We start from the raw sequence: 15933 nt of genomic DNA on the forward strand, positions 1-15933 counted from the left end.
GTCTGGCTTTTCAACAGTGGCGCGACCGCACCGGATTTCCACCGGTTTCCTCGTCGCCCGCCGAGCATGCAGATGCTACCTGCCGCCCTGATGGGTTCGGCTCAGGCGGTCGCCGCGCGGGCCGCGAGGAAGTCGTCCACGATGCGGGCGCAGTCGGCGGGGGTGGCGTGCTCGATGCCGATCAGTTTGGCGAAGACGATCGGTCCGACGAGTTGGGTCAGCGCGAGCTCGAGGTCGAATTCGCCGAGTTGCGCGCGGACTTCGGGGGTGTCGAGCAGCTCGTCGAACGGCTCGCGGTACTGCTGGAGCAGCCGATGCCGCAGCGACGACAACGCGGGCCCGCCCTCGCCGTGCTCGGTGCCGGTGGCCAGCCAGGCGAGCGTGGACAGTTGCAGCGGCGCCTCGTTGACGACTTCGGCTTGCCTGCTGAGCAATTCGATCAGCCGGTCCCGCAGCGGCCCGGCCGGTGGCGCGTCGATGACCGGTGGCAGCAGGCGCTCGAGGGTGGCGGCGCGCAGGTGCATGGCGTTGTCGAAGTGCCGGTACAGCGTGGTCTTGGCGACCTTGGACGCGCGGGTCACCGCCTCGATGGTGACCGCCTCGACGCCACCGGATTTCAGCAACGCGGCCGCGGCGTCGAGCAGTCGTGCGCGGGAGCGCACCTTGCGCGGGTCGACGTCGTCTGTCGGGGTCATGGGTCGAGCATTCCTTTTCCGTCGGGGCTATCGCCACTCACCAGACTTATGCTACTGATAGTAGCGTAGCGATACTGATAGTTCTGTTACGTCAGGAGGCTCGATGGAATCCACGCGGTTGTCCGCAGCTCAGCGGTGGATGTTGGCGCTCTCCTGTTCGGCGGTGGCATTGGTCGTCGCGTCGATGGCGGCGCTGTATACGGCGTTGCCCGAGTTGGCGACGGCGACCGGGGCGACGCAGCAGCAGCTGACGTGGATCGTCGACGGGTATACGTTGGCGCTGGCGTGTTTGGTGTTGCCTGCGGGTGCGCTCGGGGACCGGTACGGGCGGCGGGTCGTGCTGGTTGTCGGGTTGTTCGTATTCGCTCTCGCCTCCGCGACGCCGCTGTTGTTCGACAGTCCGACCTGGTTGATCGGCGCGCGTGCCGTGGCCGGGGTGGGTGCGGCGCTGGTGATGCCGTCGACGCTGTCGTTGCTGACCGCTGGGTTTCCGGAGGCTCGGCGCGGTAATGCGGTGGGATTGTGGGCGGGCGTCGCGGGAGCGGGGGCGGTGCTCGGGATCCTCGGTTCCGGGCTGCTGCTGGAACATTGGTCGTGGCTGTCGGTGTTCCTCGCCATGGCGGTGGCCGGGGCGGTGCTCATGGTCGCCGGGTGCACGATTCCCGAATCGGTCGATCAGGAGCGGCCCGCGATGGATCCGTGGGGCGCGGTTACGTCGGCCGCGGCGGTCGGGTTGATCGTGGTGGCGGCGATCGAGGCGCCCGCGCGCGGGTGGCTGGATCCGCTGGTGCTCGTCGCGTTCGTCGGTGGCGTGCTGGCCGCGGTGATCTTCACGGTTGTCGAATTGCGGGTCAGGCACCCACTTTTGGATGTGCGACTCTTCGCCAGGCGCGGATTCGCGGCGGGCACGATGTCGGTGACGGTCCAATTCCTGGTCACCTTCGGGGTTTTCATGCTGCTGGTGCAGTTCTTGCAGCTGATTCTCGGGTATCGGCCGTTGACGTCGGCGCTGGCGATGGCGCCGATGGTTGTTCCCATGGTGGCGATTTCGGCGGTCGCGCCGTGGGTCGCCGACCGGATCGGGTTGCGGTTGCCGACCTTCACCGGACTCGTTGTCCTCGGTGTCGGGTTGGTCGCGGTGTCCCGGTTGACCGTAGACAGCAGCTACCTCGACCTGCTGTGGCCGCTGCTGGTCATGAGTACCGGACTCGGATTGTGTACTGCCCCTGCGACTGCCGCGATCATCGCAGGGACGCCTGTCGAAAAGCACGGTGTCGCAGCGGCAGTCAACGATGCCGCGCGCGAGGTCGGGGCTGCGATCGGCATCGCGGTGGCGGGCAGCATTCTCGCGGCGGGCTACACCGATCGCATCGCGCCCGCGCTCCCCCGCCTTCCCGAAGCCGCCCGCGGGCCGGTCGGTGATTCGCTCGCCGCTGCCCTTCAAGTCGCCGACCGCGCAGGTCCGCAGGCTCAACCCCTGGTCGAATTCGCCAAGGCCGCGTTCATCCACGGCGCCCAGCAGTCCTGCCTTGCCCTCGGATACCTGGCGTTCGCGGCCGCGGTCATCGTGGGGATTTGGGCGCCGGGGCGGCCGCGGCGGGCGAGCGAAGACGCCGCTCCGAAGCCGGAGCGGGCGTATGGGTCGCGCTGACAGACGCACGCCTTCTGATTCCCCGCACACCGAATCGCCGCACTGACACGCGTGCGTATGTCAAAAGGCGTGCGCCTGCGGGCGGTGAGATGCCGCAACGTGCGGGGTACGTAACCTGGACGGACTATGACTCGACGTGTTCCGGATTCCTGTCCCGGCGTGCTGCGGTTGCACGAGGCGGCCGATGGGCCGTTGGCGCGGATAAGGGTGCCCGGCGGGCGGGTGGAGCCGGGGCAGTTGCAGGTGCTGGCGGAGGCGGCGCGGGAGCTCGGGGACGGGAATATCGAGCTGACGTCGCGCGGGAACATTCAGTTGCGGCAGGTACGGGACGCGGGTGAGTTGACCGGACGGCTCGAGGCGGCCGGGTTGTTGCCGAGTCACAGCCATGAGCGGGTGCGCAATATCGTCGCTTCGCCGTTGTCCGGGCGGATCGGTGGTTCGGCGGATGTGCACGGGCTCGTTCCGGTGCTCGATGCCGGGTTGCTTGCCGCGCCTCGCTTGGCCGAGCTGCCCGGGCGGGTGCTGTTCACGCTGGATGACGGACGCGGGGATGTCAGCGGTCTCGGCGGCGATATCGGCGTACATGCCACGGGGGCAGACGAATTCGCGCTGATCCTGGCCGGGCGCGATTCCGGGATTCGGATCTCGGCGGCCGACGCGGTGGATGTCATGCTCGCCGCCGCGCACGGATTCCTCGACCTACGCGGTGACGAGGCAGGGCGGTGGCGGCTGCACGAAATCGAGGACGGGGCCGATCGGGTCGCCGAATTGCTCGGCCTCAACCGTGGTGCCGAGGGCCTGGAACTCAGTGCAGCCCAGGAAATTCCGATCGGCTGGCTGGATCAGGACAACGGATTGGTCAGCCTCGGTGCAGGCGTCCGCCTCGGCTCGCTGCCCGCCCGTACGGCCGAATTCATTGCCGCCGTTGAGCGTCCCGTCTTCATCACCCCTTGGCGGAGCCTCGTTATCGCCGACATGGATGAATGGGTCGCCGAGCAGGTGGTCCGGGTGCTCGCCCCGATGGACCTGGTCTTCGACGCCAACTCCCCCTGGCTCCAGGTCAGCGCCTGCGCGGGCCGCCCCGGTTGCGCGAAGTCACTCACCGATGTCCGTGCCGATGTGGCGGCCGCCGTCGAATCGGGTCGCGTTCTTCCGGCAGAACTGAATCCGCCTATGCGCCAAGATATCCCGCCGGTCAACGCAGACGAGGTTGCCGTTGCCGGTCGTCAACACTGGTCCGGCTGCGATCGCCGCTGCGGCCGCCCCCGCGGCGCGGTCACCGACGTCATCGCCACCGAGTCCGGCTACCGCCGATCCTCGACGACGTAATGGCCGCGCCGAATCCGGCTGCGCCACGCACGATCCGATTCACGGTCTGACGCCACAGCCGCACGCCTTTTGACAAACGCACGGGTGTTTGCGCGGCAAGTCTGTGTGCGGGAAATCAGAAGCCGTGCGGCAGTAGCGTTAAATGCCAAACGGGACTTGGTGGCGGCATCGACTGAGAAGCGCCGCCGTCAAGTCCCGTTGGGGAGAGCAGCTCTACTCGTGGATTTCCAGCGTGCAGCACTTGACGCTGCCGCCGGCCTTGAGCAGCTCGGACATGTCGATGCCGATGGGGTTGTAGCCGCGGGCGCGCAGCTCTTCGATCAGGGCGGTGGCCTTGCTGCTCAGGAAGACGTTCAAACCGTCGCAGACGCCGTTCAAGCCGAGGACCTCGGCGTCGGCGTCGGTGGCGACGATGGCGTCGGGGAACATCTCGGCGAGCACCGCCTGGCTCGCCGCGCTGAAGGCGGGCGGGAAGTACGCGACGGTGGTGTCGTCGAGGGGCAGCAGGACGGTGTCGAGGTGGTAGAAGCGCGGGTCGACCAGTTCCAGCGACACTACCTCGCGCGAAAAGTGCTGCGCCACTTCCTGATGCGCGGCGAGCGAGCTACGGAAGCCCATGCCCGCCAGCAAGCGGTCGCCGACCAGGAGGAAGTCGCCCTCGCCCTCGTTGAGCTCCTTGGCGTCGACCAGTCCGGCGAGACCGTGCTGGGCGAACCAGTTGTGATAGGCCGGGCCCTCGGCCGCCCGCTCCAGGTGGGTGAACCTGGCCGACATCGCGCGGTCGCCGACGATCAGGCCGCCGTTGGCCGCGAACACCATGTCGGGCAGGCCGGGCACGCCGGGTACCACGTCGACCTTGTGCCCGTACTCCTCATAGGTGGCGCGCAGCGTTTCCCACTGCAGCACGGCGAGGGCGCGGTCGACCGGCGCGGCCGGATCCATCCACGGGTTGATGCAGTAGGTGACCTCGAAGTAGTCCGGACGGCACATGACGAACCGTCGCGGCAACGGCTTACGAGCGGTGGACTCGGTGCGGAGGGTGGCTACAGACGTCAACGTGTCTCCCGGTAGGTCGGCGCGATCTTGCGGCTCACACGACCGTAATTCGCCTACTATTGCGCCAGGAACAACGAATCGTTGCGCATTTCCGCCCTAGAACATCGAATAATTGTGTAGCGAGGAAGCAGGTGTGACGTGGACGACATCGATCGGCACATTCTGGAGCACCTACTCAGACACGCACGTGCCTCGTTCCAGGAAATCGGCAGTGCGGTCGGACTGACCGCGCCCGCGGTGAAACGGCGCGTCGATCGGATGGTCGCGAGTAAACAGATCACCGGTTTCACCGCGATGGTGAACCCGGCGGCGATGGGGTGGAAGACCGAGGCGTACGTCGAGGTGTACTACCGCGACAACATCTCGCCCGCCGAATTGCGCCGCAGTCTGGAACCGATTCCGCAGGTCGTCGGCGTGTGGACGATCGCGGGCGAGGCCGATGCCCTGGTGCATGTGATGGCGACCGACATGGCGGAGATCGAGGTGACCGTCGAGCGGATTCGTGAGAACGCGCGGGTCGGGCGTACCCGCAGTTCCATCGTGATGTCCCGCATCCTCGAACGCCCACGCACCTGACACCGTTTGGCTGCCGCGCCGAGTACGACGGCTGGCCAGCCGTTGCCGCGCCACGCCGGTTGCCTCAGCTACCCGCGCCGACCTGGCCAAGAGCCCACCTCTTAGGGTGGACCGCATGTCCGACGTGCGTGCCAGCTACCTCACCGACGGGGCCGAGATCTATCGGCGCTCGTTCGCGATGATCCGGGCCGAGGCGGACCTCGGTGGGTTCCCGCCGGACGTGGCGCAGGTGGTGGTGCGGATGATCCACGGGTGCGGTCAGGTGGATCTAGCCGGGGACGTGGCGTTTTCGCCCGGTGTGGTGGCTTCGGCGCGGGCCGCGTTGCGGGCGGGGGCGCCGATTCTGTGTGACGCGAACATGGTCGCGTCCGGTGTCACGCGCAAGCGGCTGCCCGCCGACAACGCGGTGATCTGCACTCTGACCGATCCGAGCGTGCCGGAACTCGCAGCGGCCATGGGCAATACGCGCTCCGCCGCGGCGCTCGAGCTCTGGCACGATCGGCTCGACGGTGCCGTTGTCGCCATCGGAAACGCGCCGACCGCCCTGTTCCATCTGCTCGACATGCTCGATGCGGGCGCGCCTCGGCCCGCGGCCATCATCGGTATCCCCGTCGGCTTCATCGGCGCCGCCGAATCCAAGGACGCCCTGGTCGATTTCGGCGATATCGAGTTCCTGACCGTCCGCGGCCGACGCGGCGGCAGCGCCATCACCGCGTCCGCGCTGAATGCGATTGCGAGCGAACAGGAATGACGGACGGCACGGATACACGACAGGTGAGCGCAGATCCTGTGGCATCGGTGAAGGCCGAATCACCAACGGCGCCAGGCAAGTTGTGGGGTGTCGGGCTCGGTCCGGGCGATCCCGAGCTGGTCACGGTGAAGGCGGCACGGGTGATCGCCGAGGCCGATGTGATCGCGTTTCATAGTGCGCGGCATGGGCGGAGCATCTCCAGAAGCATTGCCGCGCCGTATATGCGGGCGGGGCAGCTGGAGGAGCACCTCGTCTATCCGGTGACCACCGAGACCACCGATCATCCCGGCGGCTACCAGGGTGCGATCGATGAGTTCTACGAGCAGGCGGCGCTGCGGCTGGCCGGGCACTTGGCGGCGGGGCGGTCGGTCGCACTGCTCGCCGCGGGCGACCCGCTGTTCTACAGCTCCTACATGCACATGCACCGGCGGTTGGCCGACCGGTTCGAGGCCGAGATCATTCCGGGCATCACCTCGGTGAGCGCGGCGTCGGCGGCGCTCGGCACCCCGCTGGTCGAGGGTGAGCAGGTGCTGACCATCCTGCCCGGAACCATGCCCGTCGACGAACTCACCCGCCGACTCCGCGATACCGAAGCCGCCGCCATCATGAAGCTCGGCCGCACCTACCCTGGTGTACGCCAAGCTCTTTCGGACTCCGGCCGCCTTGCCGACGCGTACTACGTCGAACGCGCCAGCAGCACCCGTCAACGCGTGCTGCGCGCCGCCGACGTCGACGACGCGGACGTCCCCTACTTCTCCATCACCCTCGTCCCGGGACCGACGCCGACCACCCCGCTCCCCCGAGTGGATGCGGCGACTCAGCATGTCGCGACCAACACCCGCCCGGGACTCGCCGCGGGCTCCCCTACATCCGCCGATCCCGCCACGCAGACAGGCGAACCCCGCGGTGCCGACCACGATCACGCACCGCGCGCGAGTTCCAATGCACCCCTGACCGTCCAGGGCACGAATCTCCCTGCAGCAGAGTTCAATTACGACCCCACACGAGACGACGCCGCGACGCCCGTACAGCGTGGCGGGGCGAGCGATTCCGGAACCGCGGATGTCGCGCATGCCATTGCCGCCGTGCTCCAGCGGGGAGCCGATCGCGACTCCGCACCGCACGCGGATGCGGTACCTGCCGACGAATCCGGCTCAGCTGCGGACCATTTCGCCTCACAGAACGGCACTGCCGACCGGGCAGGTCAGGTTGTCGTCGTCGGTCTGGGGCCCGGTGCGGCCGAGTGGACGACCACCGAGGTGCACGAAGCGCTCGCTGACGCAACAGATCTGGTCGGCTACACCACCTACCTCAATCGCGTGCCGTCGCGCCCCGGCCAGCGCAGGCATGCCAGCGACAACCGCGTCGAGTCGGAGCGCGCGGCCATGGCGTTGGATTTGGCCAGGCGGGGTGCTCGGGTCGCGGTGGTCTCGTCGGGCGATCCGGGAGTGTTCGCGATGGCGGCGGCGGTGCTCGAGGAGGCTGCCGATCCACAGTGGCGTGGCGTACCGGTGCGGGTGCTCCCCGGCCTCACCGCGGCCAATGCGGTGGCCAGCCGGGTCGGCGCGCCGCTGGGACACGACTACGCGATGATCTCCCTCTCGGATCGCCTCAAACCGTGGGAGGTTGTCGCCCAACGGCTTTCCGCGGTGGCCGCCGCCGACATGGCGATCGCCATCTACAACCCGGCTTCATCGCAGCGCACCTGGCAGGTCGGCGCCATGCGGGACCTGCTGCTCGAGCATCGCAAGCCCGACACACCCGTGGTGCTCGGCCGCGATGTGGGCGGCCCGACGGAGTCCGTCCGCGTGGTGCCGCTGGGCGAACTCGACCCGGCCGAGGTCGACATGCGCACCCTGCTGATCATCGGCGCGTCGACCACCGCGACGACGGAAACCGACCAGGGCGTCCGCGTTTACACCTCGCGTCGGTACGCGGGCATAGGCGACGCGACCTCGGCGGACGCGTAAGATCTCCTGACGCACTGACGATTGGAGGGATCTTGGCCGCGACACTGTCGGAGCTGACGCTGCGCGCCCGAGCCCTGGAGGCCCGAGCCACCGCCGGCGAACAAGCACTCGACGAGCAGGGCGACGTCCTCGGCGAACTCGCGGCGCTCACCAGAAAGGCGCTCGACGGCATCGACCGGATCGAGGAGCGCACCGAGAAGATCGAAGAAGACCTCGTCGAACTGCGCCTCGGTCAGGCGCGGTTGGAAGAGGGCATGGCGCTGGTGCTGGCCCGGCTCGATCAGCTGGCCGGCAAGTAGGGCACACCGCCGATCCGGCGCACGTTCGTATAACATTCCACTATGGAAGGTTGATAGCGAAGGGAGCAGTCGGTTGACGAACACCGCGACCAGCCGCAAGCCGTTGAACTCCACGGCCGCGTCGCTGCTCGGATTTCTACACGAAGGACCCATGTCGGGCTGGGATCTGGTGGCCAAGGCCCAGGACCGCATCGGCGACTTCTGGACGATCACGCAAAGCCAGGTCTACCGGGAACTCGCCACGATGGACGGGGCAGGCCTGGTCGAAAAGGGCGCCCCGGGGGCCCGTGAGCGCACGCCTTATCTGATCACCGACGCAGGACGGGAAGCCTTCCTGGAGTGGATCGCCCGCGACCCCGGCGGCGAAAACATCCGCTTCCCACTGCTCTTGACGCTCTCCTTCGGCGACCACCTCGATCGCCCGCATCTCAACCGAATCATCGCCGCCAACAAGGAGATTCACCAGGCGAGACTCAGCAAGTACCTCGACGACGATCCCACCGACCTGCCGTCCTACGCCCGCGCGACGCTGGATTTCGGCATCAGATACGAACGGGCGGTGCTCGATTGGTTCGACCGCCTGCCCGAACTACTGGGCAGCTGACTCCTGGAGCCAATCCCACACCTGCGCAACGTTTTCCATCACGACGGCAGCCTCGGGCAGAGGCGGCCGGCCGACCATGACCACCGGCAGGCCCGCCGAACGGGCGGCGGTCAGCTTGGCCTCGGTCTGGTCGCCGCCGCTGTCCTTGGTCACCAGCACATCGATACGCCGATCCGCCAACAGCCGGGATTCGTCATCGACCGCGAAAGGCCCACGGGCAAGCAGTAATTCGTGATGCGGCGGGAGCGCGCCCTCGGGTGGATCGATGGCGCGGATCAGAAACCAGGGGCGGGTCAGTCCCGCGAACGCGCCGACACCCTGACGGCCGATGGTCAGGAAGACGCGATCACCGAGGTCAGCAACGGTCTTCGCGGCGGCGGCAAGATCGGGTACCCGAATCCACTGGTCGCCGGTCTGTGCCGACCAGCCCGGCCGCCGCAGATGGACGAGCGGCAGGCGCAACGCCGCCGCGGCGGCAGCGGCATTCGCGCTGATGATGCCCGCGAACGGGTGGGTGGCATCCACGACAGTGTCGATTTCGTTGGCCACCAACCATTCCCGCAGGCCGTCGACTCCACCGAAGCCGCCGACGCGTACCGCGCCGACCGGCATCAGAGGGTCACGAACGCGACCGGCGAGCGAGGAGACGATGTCGAATCCTTGCTCGCCGGAAGCGATGTCGGCGAGTACCCGGGCTTCCCGGGTACCGCCCAGAATCAGGGTCTTCAGGGTTGGCCGCTGAAGTAGGCGATGCCCGCGTTCAGCAGCGACGGCCCGCCCGCGACGGCAAGACCGATGATCGCGCCGAGCACGGCACCGGGCAGGATCCCGACACCGAAGAACAGGATGCCGATAGCGGCGCCGATCAATCCGCCGACGAGTGCGCCCAGCGAACTGCGCTGCAGCTCGGCGAAGAACCAGTCCTGCGCGCCGATGAACTCGGCGGCGACCGGCGCGTTCGCGGTCGGCGCGACCTTCGGGGTCAGCGTCAGCTGCGTGGCGTCGTCGGCGATGGCGGCGGCGATCTCCACCTGCTCACCCTTGGCCGTCTGCGTGAGCGGAATGGTGGTGACGGTGTCGCCCGCGGCATTCTTCAAGGTGACCGACTGCTTGTCGGTGGCCAGGCTGAACGCACCGCCGGTGACGTTGGTGACGACCGACTTGCCCGCGTCGGCCAGCTGCAGCGCGTAGCTGATGCCCTGGTCCTGACCCTTGACGCTCGGGGCGGCGGCGGTCTGATCCTGCACCGCGGGCGGTGTGGGCGCGGGCGCGGCATACGCGGTGCCCGCGGTGATGCCGGTGGCGGCGATGGCCAAAAGTGCGGTGGCGGCGAACTTCTTGTATTTCATCTATCTCCCCATCAGGAACCGGATTTCCGATCATGACCGGATCTCGGCCCCGACCCTACCTGCTGGGATGGAGTCATTTCATTCGTGGACCTCATTTTGCCGTCATGCATTGTGCAGTTTCACAACTGACAATTGCGTGACGGGCAGTTGTGGGCGCCACGTCGTGAATGATCCCAGCGGCTCCGCACGGTAGATCTGAAACTTCCGCAATGTGCCGCCGCGCTCGGCCGCCCAGCCGAGCAGCAGCGATTCCGATTCCGCGGTCACCGCGTTCGCGACCAGCCTGCCACCTTGTCGCAGCTGCGCCCAGCATGTCTCGAACAGGCCATCCTCGGTGAGTCCGCCGCCGATGAAAATGGCGTCCGGAGCGGCGAATTCGGCGTCGTCCCGCGCTAGTTCCGTGCGGGCCTCGCCGTGCACGACGACCTGTGGGACGCCCAAAGCTACGGCGTTGTCGGTGATCTGTTGCCGTCGATGCTCGACTCGCTCGAAAGTGATTGCGCGGCAGCTGGGATGGGTGCGGCACCATTCGATCGCGATGCTGCCCGATCCGCCGCCGATGTCCCACAGCAGTTCGCCGGGGGCGGGGGCCAGGGCGGACAGCGTCAGGGCGCGCACCTCGTTCTTGGTGAGTTGTCCATCGCCGCTGAAGAGTTCGTCCGGTAGGCCGGGTGATCGTGTTGCTCGGATGCGCTCAGGGTCCGCGGTGCATTCGATCGCCACGATGTTCAGTGGGTCCCCGGCGGGTCGCTGCCACTGCTTCGCGATTCCGGTCTCGATATGCTCCGCCGAACCACCCAACTGCTCCAGCACGGTCAGCGCAGAATCTCCGAACCCATTGCGTCCCAACAACTCCGCAAGACATCTCGGCGTTTGCTCATCTGCACTGAGCACCAGCACGCGTCGGCCGTCGACCAACTCCGGGAGCACTGTCTCCAATGGACGCCCAACCACACTGACCACCGGCGTCTCCGCCAACCCCCACCCCAACCGCGCACACGCCAACGACGCCGACGACGGCTGCGGCAGAACCCGAAGCGCCTGCGCTCCCAACAACCGCGCCAACGTCACCCCGATCCCATAGAACATCGGATCCCCGCTGGCCAGCACACACACCCGCGCCCCGGCATACCGTTCGAACAATCCAGCCAGCGCAGGCACCAACGGCGACGGCCACACCACCCGCTCCCCCACCGAATCCCGTTCCGGCACAAGGGCAAGCTGCCGCGCAGACCCGAACAGCACCTCGGCTTTCGCAATAGTCTCCCGCGCCGAACGCCCGAGCCCATCCCACCCGTCTGCTCCGATCCCGGCCACGACAACCGGCGGGCCAGACCACACAACCGTCATCCGCGTTCACCTGACAGCACGTGCACCATGCGGCAATCGGCAGGGCGTCCGCGGCCTGCAACGCTCTGAACGTCAGGGCGGGCGCCGCCTGCGGCAGCACGCTGCCCATCAGCGCGCACGCGGCCTGCAGTAGCGCGTTGCGCGAGACCGAGTACACCGTGACATAGCGTCGCCACCCGGATCGTGTCGCCCTGCCAACCGCTCACAGCGGCATCCGGCGCCAGATCGCTTGGGGCAGTAGATGCATCGCGAAGAAGATGGGCCGAAGGATGACGGGCGTCGCGACGGTTCCCGCACGTTTGTGCAGTCCTTTGACCACTGCGGCGGCAACCTGGTCGGGAGTGCTGGAGAACGGCGCCGGGTCCATGCCCTCGGTCATTCGGCCGATAACGAAGCCGGAACGCACCAGCAGGAGGTGAACGCCGGTGCCGTGCAACGCATCCGCGAGTCCACTGGCGAAGCCGTCGAGGCCTGCCTTAGCCGATCCGTACACATAGTTGGCCCGGCGGACCCGCACGCCTGCGATCGAACTGAACACGACGAGCTGTCCTTCGCCTTGCGCGCGAAGCAGATTCGCGAGCGTGGTGAGCACACTGACCTGAGCAACGTAGTCGGTGTGCACCACGGCGAGCGCGTGCGCCGGATCCTGTTCGGCCCGCGCCTGATCGCCGAGCACGCCGAACGCGAGGATCGCCACCCCGATCTGCCCGTACTCGGCCGCGATCTTCTCGAAGAAGGCCGGATGATTCGCCGTGTCGTCGGCATCGAACTCCACGCAGTGCACGGCCGAGGCCCCACCCTCCGTCAGTGCCGTGACCTGCTCGGCCAGGTCACCGCTGCGCCGCGCCGCGAGAATCACCACCTGCCCCGGCGCCAGCCGCCGCGCCACCTCGAGCCCGATCTCGCTGCGCCCGCCGAGCAGCAGCACCGTCCCCTCCGCAATCCCTCGCAATCCCATGCGCTAAGTCTGACATTCCACCCCCGCCCACCCCCTCCACCCCACGACCAACGGGACATCGGTGAGCCCTTTCGCGTCAGCGACCTCGATGATCCGCCGTCGATCACGCTGTCTCCGAGCCCCCACGAGCAGCGAACCGGGCAACCGCTACCGTCGGGGGATGCCGACCAAGACCGTGGAGCTTTCCCCCGCAGCGCTCGAATTCGTGACCGAACGGCACCTCGCCACGTTGACCACGTTGCGGGCCAACGGAACACCGCACGTCGTCGCGGTGGGATTCACCTGGGACCCGGAGGCCGGGATTGCCAGGGTGATCACCGACGGCGGATCGGCGAAGGTGCGCAACGTGCGCCGCGGCGGATACGCGGCCGTGAGCCAGGTCGAGGGCCGCCGATGGCTCACCCTCGAGGGCCCCGCAACCGTGCTCGACGACCCGGATTCCGTCGCCGAGGCGGAACATCGCTACGCAGGCCGCTACCGAGTCCCCCGCGAAAACCCGACCCGCGTGGTCATCGCGATCCAGGTCAACCGCGTCCTGTCCAGCTCCACCCTGGTCACCCCGCCGGTCGACGCCAGCACCCCTGACCCGCAGTAGCACCGCTGCCGAACCCTGCCGTGCTACGCCGCCGGACTCTACAGCGCCATCAGCCCGTGCGACTGGTGAAATAGACAGCGCCCTGGAGTCGCAATGGCGGCGCACCCGGCGACTGTTCGGCCCGAATACGGGTGCAGCCGCACCGCTTTGGGATCCACATCCATTCTGGGCTCCAGAACGAGTGCAGATCCCGGCAAGCGGTGCAGCTGTCAGGGTTTGGTCGGTTACAGGACCGTCAGCCCGTGGGGGCGCTGGTTCATGGATTCGCAGCCGTCTTCGGTGACTACGACGATGTCTTCGATGCGGGCGCCCCAGTCGCCGCGGAAGTAGATGCCGGGCTCGATGCTGAACGCCATGCCCTGTTGCAGGACCAGGTCGTTGCCTTCGACGATGTAGGGCTCTTCGTGGACGGACAGGCCGATGCCGTGGCCGGTGCGGTGCACGAAGGCCTCGCCTAAACCGGCCTCCTTCAACACATTTCGAGCGGCGGCGTCGACGGACTCGGCGGTGACGCCGGGGCGGACGGCGGCCACCGCCGCGGCCTGGGCCTGCTCCAGCACCGCGAAGCGGGCCGCCCGCTTCGGGTCGGGCTCGCCGAGCGCGTAGGTGCGGGTCGAGTCCGAGTAGTAGCCGGGGTTGACCGGGCCGCCGATGTCGATGACGACGATATCGCCGGATTCGATCCGTCGCTCGGAGTCGTGGTGGTGCGGGTCGGCGCCGTGCGGGCCGCTGCCGACGATGACGAACGCGGCCTCGGTGTGGCCCTCCTCGACGATGGCGGCCGCGATGTCCGCACCGACCTCGGCCTCGGTGCGACCGACCTGGAGGAACTCGCCCATCCGCGCGTGCACCCGGTCGATCGCCGCGCCGGCCCGGCGCAGCGCGTCGATCTCGGCGGCGTCCTTGATCATGCGCAGCTCGCGCAGCACGGGGGTGGCGGAGGCGGGCAGGCCGGTGAACGACTCGGCCAGCGGGATCAGGTGCAGGGCGGGCATCGCGTCGGCGACGGCCACGCGCGAGCCGACGTGCAGCGCGGACTTCACCACGCCGTACGGATCGACGCCGTCGACCCAGTCCAGGACCTGCAAGCCGAGTTCACCGGCCGCGGAACCCTCCAACGAAGCCAGCTCCAGCTTCGGGATGACGACCGACGGCGTCGCGCCGTCGGCGGGGATAACCAGGCAGGTCAACCGTTCGAAGGACTCGGCGGCTGACCCGATCAGATAGCGCAGATCCGGGCCCGGAGTGATCAACAGGGCGTCCAGATGGGCGGCCCGCATCAGCTGCACCGCCCGTTCCAACCGCTCCCCGTAAATGTCCGCCGCGAACCTGGAATCCGTATGCGAGCTCATTCATCCGACGTTACCTGTCCGACCCGCCCAAACGAACCCGAGCTCCCGCCTCCGCTTCCCCCACCCGCACCGTCTTCGCACACGCCGTCACGACCCCACACAGCCCTCGACCGGTTGAAAGCTGTGTGGAGGCACAACAGGCTGTGCGAGGAGGGGCTCGCGATGCCGAGCTCAGGTCAGCTGCCACGTCGGTGCTGGATCATCGAGGGATTGTCGGGGGTGGGAGGTAGCCTCAGCGCGTGACTTCTGCTGCGCATTCCGGTGGACCGCTGTTGCTCCTGGATGGGGCGAGCCTGTGGTTCCGTGCTTTTCACGCGATTCCCGAGAAGATCACGGCGCCGGACGGGCGATCGGTCAATGCGTTGCGCGGGTTCACCGATATGGTCGCGTCGCTGATCACCAAGCACGCGCCGAGCCGGTTGGTGGTGTGCCTCGACCTGAACTGGCGGCCGACGTTCCGCGTCGACCTGGTGCCGTCGTACAAGGCGCACCGGCTCGATACCTCCGCGGACGCGGGGCCGGGCGCCGAGACGGTGCCGGACACGCTGACCCCGCAGGTCGACATGATCCTCGAGGTACTCGCGGCGGCCGGAATCGCGACCGGCGGCGCGGAGGGGCTGGAAGCCGACGACGTGCTCGGCACGCTGGCCACTCGCGAGACCACCGACGACGTGGTGGTCGTCAGCGGCGACCGCGACCTGCTGCAACTCGTCCGCGACACCCCCAAGCCTCCGGTGCGAGTGCTCTACGCGGGACGCGGACTGGCCAAGGCCGAGCTGTTCGGCCCGGCCGAGGTTTCCACCAAATACGGTGTGCCGCTGGAGAATGCGGGCCGCGCCTACGCCGACCTCGCTACCCTGCGCGGCGACGCCTCCGACGGCCTGCCCGGCGTCGCGGGCATCGGCGAGAAGTCCGCATCGCTGCTGATCACCCGATTCGGTTCGCTGGAAGCACTTGTCGCCGCCGTCGACGACCCCGACGCCGACCTCGCCCAGGGCATCCGCGCCAAACTCCGTGCGGCAGAAGAGTATTTGAAGGCAGCAGCCCCGGTGGTCCGCGTCGTCTGCGACGCCGACGTCGACCTCTCCCGCCCCGACACCCTCTCCACCACCCCCGCCGACCCCGACCGCCTCCGCGAACTGGCCACCGCCTACAACGCCGAAAGCCCGATCACCCGCCTGATCAAGGCCCTCGCCACCCGAACCGGCTAGACAGCAGAAGCCCCGCCGCCGCACCACGTGCCGTCAGCCCGGAACAACACCGCTGTCGCCAACAGCCGCACCCTAATCAGTTCTGGGAGTGAGCTATCCGGCACACTCCTGGTAGTAGCCGGCCGGTAGGTGAGCACTTTCGCACCCTGGACTTCGAGTCCTGGAGAAAGACCGTGCCCCTGCCGGT

Annotated in this window: 16 protein-coding genes; 9 read left to right on the forward strand and 7 right to left on the reverse strand. The window is 67.9% G+C overall.

The window, feature by feature from the left end; translation table 11 throughout:
- Positions 1-101: 101 nt before the first annotated feature.
- Entirely contained in the window at positions 102-695 is a 594-nt protein-coding gene (locus tag ACQPW1_RS31630; RefSeq protein WP_433655419.1) for a TetR/AcrR family transcriptional regulator, read from the reverse strand.
- Positions 696-798: 103 nt separating this feature from the next.
- On the opposite strand from ACQPW1_RS31630, the gene ACQPW1_RS31635 reads away from it, so the two are divergent.
- Entirely contained in the window at positions 799-2346 is a 1548-nt protein-coding gene (locus ACQPW1_RS31635) for an MFS transporter (RefSeq protein ID WP_433655420.1), read from the forward strand.
- Positions 2347-2472: 126 nt separating this feature from the next.
- Positions 2473-3675 carry a precorrin-3B synthase gene (locus ACQPW1_RS31640; protein WP_433655421.1) on the forward strand — a complete coding sequence of 401 codons (1203 nt, stop codon included), beginning with the start codon at positions 2473-2475 and terminating at the stop codon, positions 3673-3675.
- A gap of 213 nt (positions 3676-3888) precedes the next feature.
- Here ACQPW1_RS31640 and ddaH read toward each other — a convergent pair whose 3' ends face one another.
- On the reverse strand, positions 3889-4731 hold the full coding sequence (ddaH, locus tag ACQPW1_RS31645; protein WP_433655422.1) for a dimethylargininase: 843 nt from the start codon (positions 4729-4731) through the stop codon (positions 3889-3891).
- 138 nt (positions 4732-4869) lie between these two features.
- On the opposite strand from ddaH, the gene ACQPW1_RS31650 reads away from it, so the two are divergent.
- From ACQPW1_RS31650 to ACQPW1_RS31670, 5 genes are all read left to right on the forward strand, one after another.
- Positions 4870-5307, forward strand: a complete 438-nt coding sequence (locus ACQPW1_RS31650) for an Lrp/AsnC family transcriptional regulator (protein ID WP_433655423.1) — start codon at positions 4870-4872, stop codon at positions 5305-5307.
- Between the two features lie 115 nt (positions 5308-5422).
- Positions 5423-6058 (forward strand): precorrin-8X methylmutase, encoded by a 636-nt coding sequence (locus tag ACQPW1_RS31655; protein ID WP_433655424.1) that lies wholly within the window; start codon positions 5423-5425, stop codon positions 6056-6058.
- A gap of 23 nt (positions 6059-6081) precedes the next feature.
- On the forward strand, positions 6082-8028 hold the full coding sequence (gene cobJ, locus ACQPW1_RS31660) for a precorrin-3B C(17)-methyltransferase (protein WP_433655425.1): 1947 nt from the start codon (positions 6082-6084) through the stop codon (positions 8026-8028).
- Between the two features lie 32 nt (positions 8029-8060).
- The gene (locus tag ACQPW1_RS31665; RefSeq protein WP_433655426.1) at positions 8061-8327 is read left to right on the forward strand and encodes a hypothetical protein; all 267 of its coding nucleotides are present in this window, start codon (positions 8061-8063) and stop codon (positions 8325-8327) included.
- A 73-nt stretch (positions 8328-8400) separates the two neighbouring features.
- Positions 8401-8931, forward strand: a complete 531-nt coding sequence (locus tag ACQPW1_RS31670) for a PadR family transcriptional regulator (protein ID WP_433655427.1) — start codon at positions 8401-8403, stop codon at positions 8929-8931.
- Here the strand turns inward: ACQPW1_RS31670 and ACQPW1_RS31675 are convergent.
- The 4 genes from ACQPW1_RS31675 to ACQPW1_RS31690 all read right to left on the reverse strand — a co-directional run bounded on the left by ACQPW1_RS31675 (position 8917) and on the right by ACQPW1_RS31690 (position 12588).
- Positions 8917-9660 (reverse strand): cobalt-precorrin-6A reductase, encoded by a 744-nt coding sequence (locus ACQPW1_RS31675; RefSeq protein ID WP_433665378.1) that lies wholly within the window; start codon positions 9658-9660, stop codon positions 8917-8919. The two genes, ACQPW1_RS31670 and ACQPW1_RS31675, sit on opposite strands and share 15 nt — an antisense overlap.
- Positions 9657-10280: a DUF6861 domain-containing protein gene (locus tag ACQPW1_RS31680; protein WP_433655428.1), complete on the reverse strand. Its 624-nt coding sequence runs from the start codon at positions 10278-10280 to the stop codon at positions 9657-9659. Before ACQPW1_RS31680 ends, ACQPW1_RS31675 begins: the two co-directional genes overlap by 4 nt.
- Before the next feature lie 102 nt (positions 10281-10382).
- Positions 10383-11630: a precorrin-6y C5,15-methyltransferase (decarboxylating) subunit CbiE gene (gene cbiE / locus ACQPW1_RS31685; protein WP_433655429.1), complete on the reverse strand. Its 1248-nt coding sequence runs from the start codon at positions 11628-11630 to the stop codon at positions 10383-10385.
- Between the two features lie 202 nt (positions 11631-11832).
- Entirely contained in the window at positions 11833-12588 is a 756-nt protein-coding gene (locus ACQPW1_RS31690; RefSeq protein ID WP_433655430.1) for an SDR family NAD(P)-dependent oxidoreductase, read from the reverse strand.
- Positions 12589-12748: 160 nt separating this feature from the next.
- Here ACQPW1_RS31690 and ACQPW1_RS31695 point away from each other — a divergent pair, with 160 nt between their 5' ends.
- Positions 12749-13183 carry a PPOX class F420-dependent oxidoreductase gene (locus ACQPW1_RS31695; RefSeq protein WP_433655431.1) on the forward strand — a complete coding sequence of 145 codons (435 nt, stop codon included), beginning with the start codon at positions 12749-12751 and terminating at the stop codon, positions 13181-13183.
- A 224-nt stretch (positions 13184-13407) separates the two neighbouring features.
- Here the strand turns inward: ACQPW1_RS31695 and ACQPW1_RS31700 are convergent, their stop codons facing one another.
- Positions 13408-14535: a M24 family metallopeptidase gene (locus ACQPW1_RS31700; RefSeq protein WP_433655432.1), complete on the reverse strand. Its 1128-nt coding sequence runs from the start codon at positions 14533-14535 to the stop codon at positions 13408-13410.
- Positions 14536-14774: 239 nt separating this feature from the next.
- Here ACQPW1_RS31700 and ACQPW1_RS31705 point away from each other — a divergent pair, with 239 nt between their 5' ends.
- Positions 14775-15746 carry a 5'-3' exonuclease gene (locus tag ACQPW1_RS31705; RefSeq protein WP_433655433.1) on the forward strand — a complete coding sequence of 324 codons (972 nt, stop codon included), beginning with the start codon at positions 14775-14777 and terminating at the stop codon, positions 15744-15746.
- Positions 15747-15933 lie beyond the last annotated feature (187 nt).

Origin of the sequence: Nocardia sp. CA-128927, assembly GCF_050955855.1 — a bacterium.
Lineage (GTDB): Bacteria > Actinomycetota > Actinomycetes > Mycobacteriales > Mycobacteriaceae > Nocardia.

Coding starts and splice junctions, on each gene's coding strand:
- ACQPW1_RS31640 (WP_433655421.1), top strand. CDS start 2,473: ATGACTCGACGTGTTCCGGATTCCTGTCCCGGCGTGCTGCGGTTGCAC.
- ACQPW1_RS31635 (WP_433655420.1), top strand. CDS start 799: ATGGAATCCACGCGGTTGTCCGCAGCTCAGCGGTGGATGTTGGCGCTC.
- ACQPW1_RS31655 (WP_433655424.1), top strand. CDS start 5,423: ATGTCCGACGTGCGTGCCAGCTACCTCACCGACGGGGCCGAGATCTAT.
- ACQPW1_RS31630 (WP_433655419.1), bottom strand. CDS start 695: ATGACCCCGACAGACGACGTCGACCCGCGCAAGGTGCGCTCCCGCGCA.
- ACQPW1_RS31695 (WP_433655431.1), top strand. CDS start 12,749: ATGCCGACCAAGACCGTGGAGCTTTCCCCCGCAGCGCTCGAATTCGTG.
- ACQPW1_RS31680 (WP_433655428.1), bottom strand. CDS start 10,280: ATGAAATACAAGAAGTTCGCCGCCACCGCACTTTTGGCCATCGCCGCC.
- cbiE (WP_433655429.1), bottom strand. CDS start 11,630: ATGACGGTTGTGTGGTCTGGCCCGCCGGTTGTCGTGGCCGGGATCGGA.
- ACQPW1_RS31700 (WP_433655432.1), bottom strand. CDS start 14,535: ATGAGCTCGCATACGGATTCCAGGTTCGCGGCGGACATTTACGGGGAG.
- ACQPW1_RS31690 (WP_433655430.1), bottom strand. CDS start 12,588: ATGGGATTGCGAGGGATTGCGGAGGGGACGGTGCTGCTGCTCGGCGGG.